The following is a 13,501-nucleotide window of genomic DNA, read 5'->3' as shown; positions in this document are numbered from 1 at the left end:
TCAGGACAGCGTCGGGTCCTCGGTCATTCCACGACTGTGCGCCGGCTCCGAGGTAGGAGCCAAGACGGTTCTCGTCGTGGTCGGTGGACGTGGTGGTGTTCCAGCCGGGGAGCGGCCCGAGACTGACCCAATGCATGCCGTGCAATGCGGTGAGCAGGGAGAGGTACTGAGCGATTTCTGCTTTGTGGGATTCGCGAGCCGATCGTCGAGGAGAGGGCAAGTGTGTCCACAGTCAATCCAGGCCGATGTGGTCCCTGCAGGCCGATCCTGCCGGTGCAGGCCAGACCCGCAGGCACGGGTTGCATCGCATGCGCGCTAGAATATGACGCACAAGTCATATTAGGAATAAGGAGGAGACGATTGTGGCAGCTTCATCTACTCTCGTCCGCGCCGCTCGCCGGAGCAAACACCTCACTCAGGCGAGACTCGCAGAGCTAACCGGCATTGACCAGGCCAGCGTCTCCCATCATGAGCGTGGACGGGATGCTGCCTACAGTACGGTCGATCGGCTGCTCGCCGGCGCCGGACACCGCCTGTATGCCGCTCCCACGCGTCGTGATGACGCTGCCAGTTCCGCAGAGGCGATCAGAGAGTATCTTCGAGCGAGGGATACAGACCGCGCGCTTCGGGCTTTGCTTCAGTTGAACGATAATCTCATCGCCGAACACGGACTCGTTCGAGGAATCCTTGGGCTGACGGAGCCGGAACCCACCGGCGATCATATGTGGGATGCCGCCATCGCGGCTCTCGTGGCATGGCGGCTCAATCAAGAGAACATCCCGCTGCCTGGATGGGTCAACAACCCCGATCGCGCACTGACTGAACCTGTCGTGTTCCGGGTCGACCCGGCCGACCCCGCGCCCGAACGTGATGACGTGCCGAACGAGTTCGCCGAACGCGGCGTTCTTGCATGGGCAGATACCTTCGCGAGCGTCTGATGTCCGGCACCGCGCTGGACCGCAACGCGATCATCATCGGCCTCCGTGATCTCGTCGCCGAGCTTCGTAATTCGGGTGAGGTGGCCGGCATCCGGCTCGTGGGCGGTGCGGCACTCGCCCTGTGCTACTTCGATCGGGGGACCACGCAGGATCTGGATGTCCTTCACGTCCGCCCCGGCTCGGACGATTCCGTCGCTGCCGCCGCCGAACGAGTCGCACTGAAGCATGGGTGGGACGCGAAGTGGCTGAACTTCGAGGTCACGAAGGCCGACGCCGTCCCGACCCTCGGCCGCGTCGTCGAGTGGGAGACAATTTACGATGAGGACGGCATCGTTATTCAAGTGGCATCCAAACAGGGGATGCTTGCAATGAAGCTTCGCGCGAACCGCCCCGGACGCGACACTCGCGACATCCGGCTTCTGCTCGCTCTCTGTCAGGTGCACACACTCGTGGACGCGGAGAAACTCTATGAGGAGTTTTACCCCGGTGATGACTTAGTTCCACGTGCGGAAAAGATCGTGAACGCCATCCTCAACGGCGAACCAACGCCGGCACCGCCGTCGCCCGGCCCGATAAACATCTGAGTCGTCTTGCCGTGCCCGCCGTGAGGCCAACGAATCGACTTATCGCCGAACCCGTCGAGCCGACATTCGTCATCCGACCCGGGGAACGCCTAACCAGAACGATCGCCGTGGACGCGGGAGCTGTTCACATGAACACGGCGTGGCCCGGCAGCGAAGTCGAAACCACCCTCATGAGCTGCGGTCCGTTGCCGCGCAGCGGCGCGACCTCGTAGACCTCTAGACCGGCCGCGACGGGCAGTGCTATAGCTCACACCCGCGTGGGAGCGGAGCACGTCCATGGCGCGAGCGGCATCCGGGGTTCCTGGGGGCGAGCATCTCTTCGCTTTCCGAGCCGTCTGCGCTCACCATGAACGGCCGTAGCCGCGTAATTGCGGGGATGCCCGTTCCCCCACCCACTTCGAACGCCCGCGGGGGTGAACGCTGGCCCTTCCAGCAATCAAGAACCTCCATCAGAACCGAGGCGCGACACTACTGTTGCCGTATGGTCACAAACGATCCGCTGCCCAACCAACCCGCTCCGGATAACCCGTCAGGGAAGCTGATTCTCTTGCGCCATGGGGAGACGGAGTGGTCGAAGGATGGCAAACACACTGGGCTCACGGATGTTCCGCTCACCGCCCGGGGAGAGGAACTTGCCCGCGGTGCGGGTGGCCTACTGGCCGGTTACGATTTCTCGCTCGTGCTGACCTCACCGCTGCAGCGTGCGCGACGGACTGCTGAGCTCGCTGGCCTTCATGCCGAAGTCGATCCGCTTCTCGTTGAATGGGACTACGGCGGGTACGAGGGGCGTACGACGCGCGACATCCGCAGCGAGCTCGGCTACAACTGGAGCGCATTCACCCACGGCGTGATTCGTGGTGACACGCCCGGTGAGACGGTCGAGGAGGTCGCCGCCCGCGCATCGCGGGTGCTCACGCGGGTGCTGCCTGCGATGGAGGAGGGAAACGTCGCCCTGATCGCGCACGGCCATTTCCTGCGCATTCTGACCGCAGTGTACCTGAGAATGGCCCCTCGATTCGGTGCTCAAATCACCCTGGATGCTGGATCGGTCTCCGTGCTCAGCTTCTACCGCGAGCAGCCGGCCATCGTGTCTTGGAACTACGGAGCCCAACTGCCCTTGGTGCCCTCAGAGTCCTAGAACGCAACCCAAGCTGCTGACGGATTTGCGATCCGGTGACGGCTGCTGGTGCGGCGGCACCTGAGCGAGGTTGAAGATTTCGCGGATGCGCGGCTGCCTGGGCGAAACCGTCGGACCTGGAACTGCGCGGCCTAAAAGCGCGCGGTGCCTCGCAGTGGGCGGGGCCGGCCATCCGGGTCCATGACGAAGCGCCCGATCGGGACCGCCCAGAGTCGCTGGATGCGCGTGACGGGTTCGGGAGTGTGGCGGCGCACTCGTCCCGCGGGTCGGGTCGCGCGGCGGCCGGTCGCGTGCCAGTCGTCGAGGCCGTCGGCGGTGGTGTTCCACAGGCGGAGCGCGGCGGCGGGGTCGCCGAGCGCGGGATCGTCCGGGTCAAGGCTCAGGTGCTCCGACCACAGTTGCAGGCGGAGGTCCCGGGCCAGGCGCCCGGAAGCATCGGGGCCGCGCCCTGCGCCGGGTGCTTCCGGGGTGCCCGGGGTGGTATCGATGACGGCGCACGTGAGTTCGCTGTCGGTGGTCCACGATCGGCGGTTGAAGTTGTCCGAGCCGCAGGTGACCCACGTGTCGTCGACGATGCAGACCTTGGCGTGCACGTAGATCGGAGTGCCCGCGGCGTTCTCGAGGTCGAAAACGCCGACCCGGCCTGGCGCGGCGCGGCGGAGCATGCTGAGTGCCCGCAACTGGCCCAGCCGGCTTGCCGGCCCGGCGAGACGCCCGTCGGAGTCGGGATAGCGGGGCACGACGACGATCACGGTCAACTCGGGGTTGCGTGTGAGGGCCGCCGTGAGAGCGGCTGCGACTTCCGTGGACCATAGGTACTGGTCCTCTATGTAGATCAGCGAGCGTGCGCGGGCGAAGGCTTTCCCGTAGGCGCGGGCAATGCTGCGCTCCCCGGCAGGCGCGAACGGGAACGGTGGGCGCTTCACACCGTAGGTGCGCAGCAGCTGCACCGCGTGCGGGCCCGCCGGCGGCGGTGGCGGCGCGGATTCCGGTAGTGGCCTGGGATGCCGGGGCATGCGGGCGAGACGCTGTAGCAGCATCCGGTAGGGCGTGCGCCGGTCCAGGGGGTGAGGGTCATTCCATCGCTCGGCGAACACCGCCAGCAGGTCTGCGACCACGGGGCCGTGCAGTTCGAGGGAGGCATCGTGCCACGGCGGGCGTGTGCCGTACCGGGGACCCATGTCCAGCGCCTGCGGGTCTCCCGCGTGGTCGGCGTCGTCCCGGCGGCCGTGGCAGAGGTCGAGCCCGCCGACGAACGCGATGTCCCGCGACGGGTCGTCCCGACGGCGGATGACGAAGAACTTCTGGTGATGCGAGCCGAAGAGGCGCACGCGCTGGTCCAGCAGCACCTCGCCGCCGGCCTCGTTGATCTCGCGACCCAGCCGTTCGTTGGAGCGGCCGCTCATCGGGGCCGACACGCTTTCCCCGTGGGATCTCCAGACGAGGCCGCGCACTTCCACTCCTGAGCGGGCCAGCCCAGCGAGCAGATCGCCGATCGACGGCCCGTCCGGCAGCATCCGCTCGTCGGCATCGCCACGCCAGTCGGTGAACCAGACACGGTCTCCCGCCTGCAACGCCGTCAGCTCCTCGTGCAGCCGGGCGAAGTAGGTAGCGCCATGCACCAGGGGCACCACGAGGTTGCCCTCCGACCAGGCCGGCGATCCGGCACCACCCGCATGCACGTCCGTGGCCAGGTTTCCGCGCTCGACCCGGCTCAGGAACCAGGTACTCGGATCAGTGTGCACGCGATGCACTTTACGGCACGACCGATCCGATGCCGAGTGCCCCAGTACTGTTCGTCAGCGTCCCCGACCCCGGGTTCCAGCCCGAGCGCTTTGGTTGCCTTCATCAAGGAAACTGCTTCCTCAGCGACGCGGACATTGGGCAGGCTCAGGACTGCAGCGACGGCCAGTCCGGGCAACCTGTGTGTTGTGACCGCGCTCGGGCCTTCGGGCCGAGCAAGCCGTAAATCCCGCCGGGAGAGTCTGTAGTTCCCGCGCATTGTGCTGAGCCGACAACGGTGCCAGTCTTGGCGGATGCCGTTCCCGGGCATTCCCGGGGGAACCACCGTTTGGGGAGCACCGATGACCGATTCGTCCGATGAAAAGCTCGCACTGGCCCAATGGAGTCGGCGTCTGACTCAGGCGCTGCAGCTCCTGGACCTGGAAGTCGATAGCCAGGTGATCCTGCAGTTGGCTGAGGAATCCACGGCGGTGAGTCCCTCCGCCGGGCCCATCAGCGCCTTTGTCGTGGGCTTCGCAGCCGGACAGGCAACCAACAGCGGCAAGAAGGACGTTCAGTCCGCCGTCGACACGGCGGTAGAGAAGGCCCGTCGCCTGGTCAGCGGCGGTACTCACGACGGTCCCGACAGTAAGGGCTGGGTCGACTCAGCCCAGTAAGATCGGTGTTCGGTTTCCCACGTTACGCCGGAGCGGCTACCCCGGCCCCGACCGTTGCCGTCGCACCAGCCGTTTCAGTCTCGGCGGACCTGGGCGGGCGCAGTCGAACGATGACGGCCTTCGAGACTGGCGTGTTGCTGCCATCCGCAACGTGATCGAGCGGGACGAGGACGTTTGCCTCCGGATAATACGCGGCGGCGCAACCGCGCGGCGTCGGGTAGGAGACCACGCGGTAATCGCGTAGTACCCGCTCCCTGCCGTCCTTGTACTCTCCGTAGACATCCACCAGTTGACCGTCGGCCAAACCCAGTTCGGTGATGTCCTCGGCATTGACCATGATGACGTGACGGCCTTTCTTGATTCCCCGGTATCGATCGTTGAAGCCGTAGATGGTCGTATTGAACTGATCATGAGAGCGCAGGGTCTGAAGGATCAGCGTCCCGGTAGGGCGTTCCACCGCCTCAAGGTCGTTCGCCGTCAACACTGCCTTGCCGGTGGGCGTGTGGAAGGTGCGTGAGTCCCGCGGGCCGTTCTCCAGAATGAAGCCGCCGTCCTGCCGGATCCGCTCGTTGTAGTTTTCACACCCTGTCACCACCCGAGAAATATGGTCGCGGATCAAGTCGTAGTTCTTCTCAAAGCCGCCCCAGTCGGCGTTGACCTTGTTCCCGAGAGTCGCCTTGGCCAGCCGCGAGATAATCGACACTTCCGACAGCAGCGTGTGGGCTACCGGTTCCACTCTGCCCCAGGATGCGTGCACGGCGCACACGGTATCCTCGACCGAGACAAACTGCTTGCCGGTCTCCTGAATGTCAATCTCAGTTCGACCCATGGTGGGCAGGATGAGCGCTTCTTTCCCGGTGGAGACGTGGGAACGGTTGAGCTTGATGGAGATCTGGGCAGTGAAGTCGGTCTTTTCCATCGCCGCTTCCGCTGCGTCTGTGTCGGAGATCGCCGCCACGAGGTTTCCCCCGAGGGCGAGGAAGAACTTGATCTTTCCTTCCTGCATTCGGCGGATCGTTTCGACGGCGTCGGCACCGTGCTCCCGCGGCGGTTCGAAGTCGAACTCCTTCCCGAGGGCGTCCATGAATGCCGGCGGCATCTGCTCCCAGATGCCCATGGTGCGATCGCCCTGCACGTTGCTGTGGCCGCGGATGGGGGAGGCGCCGGCTCCGGGCTTGCCGATGTTGCCCCGCAGTAGCAGGAGGTTGATGATCTCCTTGATGGTGGCGACCCCCTTCTTCTGCTGCGTGATGCCCATGGCCCACGTGATGATGACCTTGTCCGCTTTCAGGTACCGCTCGGCGAGCTCGTCGATCTCCTCGATTCGCAAACCGGTCGCTTCGAGCACCTCCTGCTCGTCGAGCTGAGCCAGGTGCTCTTTCAGCTCCTCAAGGCCTTCGCAGTGCTCCGCCAGGAACTTGTGGTCCAGAACAGTGCCGGGGTTCCTGGCCTCGGCGTCGAGCACCCGCTTGGAAACCGCCTGCAGCAATGCCATGTCCCCGCCCAGCCGGATCTGCAGGAACTGATCGGCCAGCTCGGTGCCCTTTCCTGCGACGCCGCGAACCTTTTGCGGGTTCTTGTACCGTTTGAGCCCCGCCTCGGGCAGCGGATTGACAGCGACCAAGGAGCCGCCGTTGCGCTTGCAGGCCTCCAGCTCGTTGAGCATACGAGGATGATTCGTGCCGGGGTTCTGCCCCATCAAGATGATCAGGTCCGCCGCCGCGAAATCGTCGAAAGTGACCGTTGCCTTGCCGACGCCTATGGTCTGGCCCATGCCCCAGCCCGAGGACTCGTGGCACATGTTCGAACAGTCCGGCAAGTTATTGGTGCCATAACCGCGCACGAACAACTGGTACAGGAACGCCGCCTCATTGGATGTACGGCCGCTGGTGTAGAAGGCCGCTTCATCCGGAGAGCCCAAGGCGTTGAGCCTGGTGGCGACCAGTTCGATGGCCTCGTCCCAGGTGATGGGGCGGTAGTAATCCTCGCCGGCGGGCTTATAGACGGGCTCGGTCAGCCGGCCCTGCATGCCCAGCCAGTACTCGCTGCGAGACCGCAGGTCGCTCACGGAATGCTCAGCCCAGAATTCAGAGGCGATGACGACGGGAGTCGCCTCCCAAGTAACGGCCTTGGCGCCCTCCTCACAAAACTCAAACGCTTTGCGGTGGTGCGGATCAGGCCAGGCGCAACTGGGGCAGTCGAAGCCGTCTTTCTGGTTCATGGCGAGCACCGTTCTGCGGGTCCGGTTCACGCCCATGTGCTCGATCGCCGGCACCATGGAGTGCGTTACGCCCGGGATTCCCGCGGCCCACTCCTTGGGTTTGCTGACCTCGAGTTCGCTCTCATCGGCTTCCTCGACCTTCGGATTCTTGTTGACCATGGCCATGCCCCCAGACAGTTTCGCCGCGGTGACCCCAGATGGGGTCCGCACCGTTGGATCAACAGTAAACGCCTCGCGAGGGTTACCGGAAGAGGAAAGTGATCGCGGGCCGGGAACGGTCGTGCGCCTGTGGGTCGCCCGGCGCGGCCTTGGTCCCGTGATCATGTCAGTGGTCAGTTCAGCCACGGATTCTCATACGCATCGTCGATGCGGTGCCGTTGCGGGCATTGTCAGATGATGTTTGGGCGAGTTGACGTCTCGGGAGGCGTACCGCTCGGCCACCGCCACGATTACGATCACCGTCGGGCCGTTGACTCGGACCTTGACGGTCAAACTGCCCAAGCCACTCCACCGGTGATGGCCACGGCCACTGAGAGTGCCCGCGCGGTGACGGCGGTGACCATCGGTGCGCCGGGCCGGTGGCCCTCGGCCAGGGCGGGACGCCGAGTCGGAGCAGTCTCTGGGCCGATAGGTCCCTGGGTCTTCGGACCGCCGTCATGAGGGCCAGGTCGCTGAAAGGTAAGTGGAGGAATAGCCGCAGGGCCGTGGAGGAAAATGCATTTTGGCGTCGGCCGAGATCCGCGCCCTGGCATGTTTCGCGAACAGCCCACCACAGGGGCCGTTCGCGAAACTCTTGACGAAACGGTCCGGTCGAAACAAAAAAGAAATCGCTCCTGAGGCTTCTCAGGAGCGATTTCTGGTTCAAGCGGATCTTTCGGCTCTTCGGGGCTGCGATTTCTTGTTCAGCGACGTAGCTCAGACTGCTTCGAGTGTTTTTACGCGCGTCGGATTGTCTCGAATGCTGGGGGTTTTGCCCTCTCGGGCGGTAACGGGCCCTGAGGGGGATGGTTAGGTCCTGAGCGGTGGCCCGCCGGTCTCATCGGACGTTACGTGTTTCACCCTGTCCGGGCGCACTACGCCGGCCGGGTAGGGGTCGGTGCAGGGGTTGTGGAATTCTCGGTCGCGGCGGCGGCGGATCGGAGGCACCACGGGCTGACCGTTGATCTGCTTCTTGGCGTCTTCACTAATCTTGTCGCTGCTGAAGGCGGCGATCTTGCGCAGGTTGAAGTTCGTCAGCAGGATGCTCACGATGATCTGTGCGGCGCCGAATCCGCGGACGTGGCGTCGGCTGGCGGATTCGATCTCTTCGGGGCCGTTGCTTTTGATCTGGCTGTTCAGGGACTCGATGCAGTTGCGAGCATGGGTGTGGAATTCATCCCATTCCTTCGTTCCGTACTCGAATGCCTGAGCGTTGCGCCGGTTGTCGGCGGTGTCGAAGGATACGGAGTGCTGACTGCAGATCTTGTCGGCGAAGTCGGGCAGGTTTTCTCCGTCGACAGCCGGTCGGACTTTATCCGTGACGGTCTTGATGCGCTCCCGGTAGGTTGCCGTGTCGATGATGTTGCCCAGGAGCTCCTTGGTTGCATCTTGCAGCGGCTCGGGAGTGGCGGGCTGCCCAGTGCGATTCGCCAGACGACGTGGATCTCACGCGCCGGCGATAGGCCTTGAACGTACTGCGGGGTGACGGCCGCGTCGTCGATGATGACGCCTGCGNGACGCCTGCGGTCTTAGCGCTGGCCTTGAGAGCGGCGGTCAGGATGTCATCGACTACGGCGAGCAAGCCGACTGACATGTGGTTCTCCTCGGGTGGGGCGTCGTCCAGGTGATAAGCGACGGCAATGGGAACGACAGTACTGCGCGGCAGAGGGGTGCGGGGGACCCGTTCCCCGAGCGGGCGCGCGATGGTTTTCGGACGGCATATTCACACAAAAATCTGCCCGGTGGAATTAGTGATCGGGCAGATGTCTTGTAGACTTTCCCGCAACAAGGGGAGTACTCCCGTCTGCGGTCGGCCCGTCAATACGAATGCATCGTTGCATTCCGGGCCGCCGGTTCTGATCTGATCAGGGCGGAGGAGACCTTGGCGCCATTTCAACGCCAATCTCTTTGGAGATCTCTCATGCAGGTCACACCCTTAATCTGGATCATAACGATCGCTGTCACGATCGCTTTCTTCGTCTACGAGTTCTTCGCCCACGTGCGTAAGCCGCACGAGCCCACCATCGGTGAGTCGGCTCGCTGGTCGGCGTTCTACATCAGTCTCGCGCTCTTGTTTGGCGTCGGCATCGGCGCGGTCACGGGATGGACGTACGGCGGCGAGTACTTCGCCGGCTACCTCACCGAGAAGGCACTTTCGATCGACAACCTCTTCGTTTTCCTGCTGGTCATGGGCGCGTTCGCCGTGCCGAAGGCCTACCAGCAGAAGGTGCTGATGGTGGGCATCATCATCGCACTCATCCTGCGTGGCGTCTTCATCGCCGTCGGCGCGACACTGATCGAGAACTTCTCCTGGATCTTCTACCTCTTCGGCGCCCTGCTACTCGTGTTGGCATACCGGCAGGCGTTCTCGAACCACGAAACCGACCCAGCCAATAACCGGTTCATGCGCTTCGTGCGCCGCCACCTCGCGGTGACCGACGAATATCACGGAGACAAGCTCACCGTGAAGACGAACGGCAAGCGGTTCGTGACCCCGATGCTCCTCACCATCGTCGCCATCGGCTTCATCGACCTGATCTTCGCGGTCGACTCCATCCCCGCCATCTATGGGCTCACGAGCGAGGCGTACATCGTGTTCACGGCGAATGTCTTTGCGCTGATGGGGCTGCGGCAGCTGTACTTTCTCATCGGCGGTTTGCTCGAGCGCCTCGTCTACCTCGCGCAGGGCCTCGCCGTCATCCTGGCGTTCATTGGTGTCAAGCTTGTCTTCCACGCCCTGCATGTGAACGAGCTACCGTTCATCAATGGCGGACAGCCGCTTTTGTGGGTCCCCGAGATCCCGATCTCGTTCTCCCTGCTCTTCATCGGCGCCACGATCGCCGTGGCCACCATCCTGAGCCTGCTCAAGACCCGCGGAAACCGTTCAACTATCGAAACACCGACGTCGATCGATCCCTCAACCAGGAAGGAACACTCGAAATGAGCATGTTCTCCAAACTCACGGGCCTCGCTCAGAAGGCTCTCGACAAGTCAGGTTCGTCGAACCAGACTGCGAACGCTGGCCAGACCGACTGGCGCACGATCGTTCGCAATGCAGCAGATGCGCTGACCGGAGAGGGCCGCACTGCTGAATCCGGCCGCGCCGATGGCGGACCCGCTACCGAGTCTCGTCGAGCCGATTCATCCGTGTCATCTGTGTCATCAGGGGCGATCGACAACGCCGATCGGGCGGCGATCGCGCGCTACGACTACCTTCTGCAAACCGCCGACCCGCACCAGATCGAGCAGGTGCACGGCGAGGCATTCGAGCGACTCACCCCGGCCCAGCGCGATCAGATCCAACAGCGGATGTGCGCAGAACTCCCCGCCCACGAGGGGCCCCGCACCTCAGGTGCCGACGACCTCGCACGTGCGGCCGCCCGAACGGAGGCCAGCCGTCCCGGATTCCTCCGAGGCCTCCTTGCCCGAGCCGACGGCCCCGAGTCACGCTCGGGCGGCGGTATCGGCCGTGGAGCGCTGTTGGGTGGTGCCGCCGCGGGAGCCGGCCTGGCAGCCGGTGGTGTTCTCGCCGCGGTCGCCGGCGGAGCCGTCGTCAGCTCCGTCGCGGGCCCCCTCCTCGAGCAGGCGGCGAATTTCGGAGTTGATTTCGACGCCTTGGCCAGCGGCATCGACCTCGAAGGCCTAACCGGGGGAGTGGATGAGTTCGCGGCCAGCGCGGGCGAAACCGTCTCGGGCCTTGGAGACCAGGTGAACGAATTCGGATCCGACTTTAACCTCCCAGGGCTGGACGACATCTTCGGCCGTTGATCGGGAAGCCGAGTGGCCAGAATGCACAGTCGTCAACAGGAAATCCTCCGGGCGACGGGCTCGGTTTTCTCGGGCTTCCCGGTGGGGCAGATCGTGGAGACCGCCATCCTCAAGCGCACCATCGCCTCCGTCGCGGTCATCGCGCCGGCGGATAATGGTGTGCAGCTCAATGTTCGTGCCTTTTAGATCGTCACCCTGCGGGTCTCCCGCCTCGAAGAAGAACAGGACCGGCAGATGCGATATCGCACACTCGGCAACAGCGGCGCAGTCGTTTCGACCTACGCACTGGGAACCATGACCTTTGGGGCGGAAGCCGATGAGGAGATGGCCAACGCGCTCCTGGACACCTATGTGGACGCCGGCGGCACCCTCATCGACACGGCGGATGTCTACAGTTCCGGAACCTCGGAGGAGATGATCGGGTCGTGGTTGGCCTCTCACCCGACCGAGAGGAAGCAGGTCGTTCTCGCCACCAAGGGTCGGTTCGCCATGGGCGACGGCCCAAACGATCGAGGTACCAGTCGTCGGCACTTGCACCGGGCCCTCGACGATTCACTGCGTCGGCTGAGAACCGAGCACATCGACCTGTACCAACTGCACGCCTGGGACGCGGTGACGCCGTTGGAGGAGACGCTGCGCTTTCTCGACGACGCCATCCGAAGCGGCAAGATCGGTTATTACGGCTTCTCCAACTTTCTCGGTTGGCAGCTGACTAAAGCCGTGCACGTGGCGAAGGCTTTGGGTTTCACGGCGCCGGTCACACTCCAGCCGCAGTACAGCCTGCTCGTTCGCGAGATCGAATCTGAGATCGTGCCTGCGGCCATCGATGGGGGCCTGGGGCTTTTGCCCTGGTCGCCGCTCGGCGGCGGGTGGCTATCGGGCAAGTATCAGCGCGACACCGATCCCACCGGCGCGACGCGGCTGGGCGAAGACCCCGAGCGGGGAATGGAGGCCTGGGCCCCGCGTAATAAGAAGGAACGCACCTGGCGGATCATCGATGCCGTCGCCGAGGTCGCGACCGAGATCGGTGCCACGAGCGCACAGGTGTCTTTGGCCTGGCTCGAAGCGCAACCGGGGGTGACCTCGGTGATCCTCGGTGCGCGAAGGGTCGAACAGCTCACCGAGAACCTGTCCGCGGCTCACGTGCAGCTGAGCGCTGAGCAGCTCGACAGGCTGGGAGCCCTGAGCTCTCCGGTCGTCTCCGACTATCCGTATGGGGAGGCCGCGGTCGCGCAGCGCTCCCGCGCGGTCGCCTTCTAGGTGCCGAGCTCGGCGAACGAAGCGGTCACGTCACCGAGTCGCGCCAGTAGAACCTGATTGCCGTTTGAAAACAGGGCCACTGGCGATTATGGAAGGTTGTCCGCCCCGGGGACTTCCCTGACGCTTTGCTCAGATTTGTTCCTGAGGAGGCGCGCGATTCCGGAAATGATCGCGACAATGAGCAGGCCGAGAATGAGCCCGAAGACGGCCGACAGTGCAGTGTCAGTGACCCAGACGGCGACGGGCCCGCCAGCTTCGACCGCGTCCGTCACGGCGTGCAGCACATAGTAGGGTCCGTGCCAGAAAGTGTCGGCCAGGTTTGCGATCACCAAGTGGCCCCCCACCCACAACATGGCGAGCGTTCCGATGATGCCGATTACCCGGAACACGGCCGGCATTGAGCGCACAATGTGCGCGCCCGTGCGTCGCATTCGTCGTACGGGGTTCTTCATCAGCGCCAGTCCGACATCGTCGATCTTGACGAGTAAGGCGACCACGCCGTAAACGAGCACCGTCATGCCGAAGCCGATCACCACCAAAGCGCCGAGCGTCATCCAGACCCCAAAATCCGGATCGAGACTGGCCAGCGCGATGAGCAGGATCTCGGTGCTGAGGACGAGGTCGGTGCGGATGGCGCCGAAGATGAGTTTTCCCTCATCCCGCGGTTCGCTCTCCTCAGTTGAATGACGAACGCCGAACCACTCGGTGACTTTCTCTGCACCCTCGAAGCATAGATAGGTACCGCCGATAACCAACAGAAACGGCAAAACCCAGGGCGCGAATGCGGAAAGGAGCAGGGCGAGCGGGATGATGATGACGAACTTGTTGAACAGGCTGCCCAGTGCGATTCGCCAGACGACGTGGATCTCACGCGCCGGCGATAGGCTGGCGAGTAGCGCCTGATGGTAGCGCTTGTCCAAGCACCTGGTAGCGCAGTTCTGACGACGTGGTAGCGGCCCGGGATCGGTGCCCGGGCCGCGTGTGGTGCTACTCCC

At 64.0% G+C, this 13,501-nt stretch carries 12 protein-coding genes and 1 pseudogene; 9 read left to right on the top strand and 4 right to left on the bottom strand.

The window, feature by feature from the left end; all coding sequences use genetic code 11:
* Positions 1 to 362 precede the first annotated feature (362 nt).
* From E3O19_RS07170 to E3O19_RS07160, 3 genes are all read left to right on the top strand, one after another.
* Complete coding sequence (locus E3O19_RS07170; protein WP_198413877.1) at positions 363 to 938, top strand: helix-turn-helix domain-containing protein; 576 nt, start codon at positions 363 to 365, stop codon at positions 936 to 938.
* Complete coding sequence (locus tag E3O19_RS07165) at positions 938 to 1,522, top strand: hypothetical protein (RefSeq protein WP_134566550.1); 585 nt, start codon at positions 938 to 940, stop codon at positions 1,520 to 1,522. The genes E3O19_RS07170 and E3O19_RS07165 overlap by 1 nt, the downstream gene beginning before the upstream one ends.
* Positions 1,523 to 2,003: 481 nt before the next feature.
* Entirely contained in the window at positions 2,004 to 2,660 is a 657-nt protein-coding gene (locus E3O19_RS07160) for a histidine phosphatase family protein (protein WP_134566548.1), read from the top strand.
* Positions 2,661 to 2,791: 131 nt separating this feature from the next.
* Here E3O19_RS07160 and E3O19_RS07155 read toward each other — a convergent pair whose 3' ends face one another.
* Entirely contained in the window at positions 2,792 to 4,405 is a 1,614-nt protein-coding gene (locus E3O19_RS07155; RefSeq protein WP_166804509.1) for a phospholipase D family protein, read from the bottom strand.
* A 339-nt stretch (positions 4,406 to 4,744) separates the two neighbouring features.
* Between E3O19_RS07155 and E3O19_RS07150 the strand changes: the two genes are divergently transcribed.
* Positions 4,745 to 5,059, top strand: coding sequence for a DUF6457 domain-containing protein (locus E3O19_RS07150; protein WP_134566546.1), 315 nt, complete (start codon positions 4,745 to 4,747; stop codon positions 5,057 to 5,059).
* A gap of 22 nt (positions 5,060 to 5,081) precedes the next feature.
* Here the strand turns inward: E3O19_RS07150 and E3O19_RS07145 are convergent, their stop codons facing one another.
* Complete coding sequence (locus E3O19_RS07145; protein ID WP_134566554.1) at positions 5,082 to 7,439, bottom strand: FdhF/YdeP family oxidoreductase; 2,358 nt, start codon at positions 7,437 to 7,439, stop codon at positions 5,082 to 5,084.
* Between the two features lie 948 nt (positions 7,440 to 8,387).
* On the opposite strand from E3O19_RS07145, the gene E3O19_RS17780 reads away from it, so the two are divergent.
* Complete coding sequence (locus E3O19_RS17780; RefSeq protein WP_166804507.1) at positions 8,388 to 8,948, top strand: hypothetical protein; 561 nt, start codon at positions 8,388 to 8,390, stop codon at positions 8,946 to 8,948.
* On the opposite strand, the pseudogene E3O19_RS07135 reads toward E3O19_RS17780, so the two are convergent.
* Positions 8,891 to 9,072 (bottom strand): annotated as a pseudogene (locus tag E3O19_RS07135) (DUF808 family protein); the annotation flags it as partial. The gene E3O19_RS17780 and the pseudogene E3O19_RS07135 overlap by 58 nt on opposite strands.
* A gap of 327 nt (positions 9,073 to 9,399) precedes the next feature.
* Between E3O19_RS07135 and E3O19_RS07130 the strand changes: the two are divergent.
* Genes E3O19_RS07130 through E3O19_RS07120 form a run of 4 tightly spaced genes read left to right on the top strand, consistent with a single transcriptional unit; the run spans position 9,400 to position 12,506 of the window.
* The gene (locus E3O19_RS07130; RefSeq protein WP_134566542.1) at positions 9,400 to 10,422 is read left to right on the top strand and encodes a TerC family protein; all 1,023 of its coding nucleotides are present in this window, start codon (positions 9,400 to 9,402) and stop codon (positions 10,420 to 10,422) included.
* Complete coding sequence (locus tag E3O19_RS07125) at positions 10,419 to 11,246, top strand: hypothetical protein (RefSeq protein ID WP_134566540.1); 828 nt, start codon at positions 10,419 to 10,421, stop codon at positions 11,244 to 11,246. Before E3O19_RS07130 ends, E3O19_RS07125 begins: the two co-directional genes overlap by 4 nt.
* Before the next feature lie 21 nt (positions 11,247 to 11,267).
* Positions 11,268 to 11,432, top strand: a complete 165-nt coding sequence (locus tag E3O19_RS17775; RefSeq protein WP_166804508.1) for a hypothetical protein — start codon at positions 11,268 to 11,270, stop codon at positions 11,430 to 11,432.
* Between the two features lie 48 nt (positions 11,433 to 11,480).
* Positions 11,481 to 12,506: an aldo/keto reductase gene (locus tag E3O19_RS07120; RefSeq protein WP_134566538.1), complete on the top strand. Its 1,026-nt coding sequence runs from the start codon at positions 11,481 to 11,483 to the stop codon at positions 12,504 to 12,506.
* 86 nt (positions 12,507 to 12,592) lie between these two features.
* On the opposite strand, the gene E3O19_RS07115 is transcribed toward E3O19_RS07120, so the two are convergent.
* Positions 12,593 to 13,426 (bottom strand): DUF808 family protein, encoded by an 834-nt coding sequence (locus E3O19_RS07115; RefSeq protein WP_134566536.1) that lies wholly within the window; start codon positions 13,424 to 13,426, stop codon positions 12,593 to 12,595.
* Positions 13,427 to 13,501 lie beyond the last annotated feature (75 nt).

The sequence above is a fragment of the Cryobacterium algoritolerans genome (genome assembly GCF_004402785.1).
In the GTDB taxonomy this organism is placed as follows: Bacteria; Actinomycetota; Actinomycetes; order Actinomycetales; family Microbacteriaceae; genus Cryobacterium; species Cryobacterium algoritolerans.
Note: the sequence above shows the minus strand (reverse complement) of the source record. Positions and strands in the feature narration are given on the sequence as shown.

Coding starts and splice junctions, on each gene's coding strand:
- E3O19_RS07165 (WP_134566550.1), top strand. CDS start 938: ATGTCCGGCACCGCGCTGGACCGCAACGCGATCATCATCGGCCTCCGT.
- E3O19_RS07160 (WP_134566548.1), top strand. CDS start 2,004: ATGGTCACAAACGATCCGCTGCCCAACCAACCCGCTCCGGATAACCCG.
- E3O19_RS07150 (WP_134566546.1), top strand. CDS start 4,745: ATGACCGATTCGTCCGATGAAAAGCTCGCACTGGCCCAATGGAGTCGG.
- E3O19_RS07145 (WP_134566554.1), bottom strand. CDS start 7,439: ATGGTCAACAAGAATCCGAAGGTCGAGGAAGCCGATGAGAGCGAACTC.
- E3O19_RS07130 (WP_134566542.1), top strand. CDS start 9,400: ATGCAGGTCACACCCTTAATCTGGATCATAACGATCGCTGTCACGATC.
- E3O19_RS07125 (WP_134566540.1), top strand. CDS start 10,419: ATGAGCATGTTCTCCAAACTCACGGGCCTCGCTCAGAAGGCTCTCGAC.
- E3O19_RS17775 (WP_166804508.1), top strand. CDS start 11,268: ATGCACAGTCGTCAACAGGAAATCCTCCGGGCGACGGGCTCGGTTTTC.
- E3O19_RS07120 (WP_134566538.1), top strand. CDS start 11,481: ATGCGATATCGCACACTCGGCAACAGCGGCGCAGTCGTTTCGACCTAC.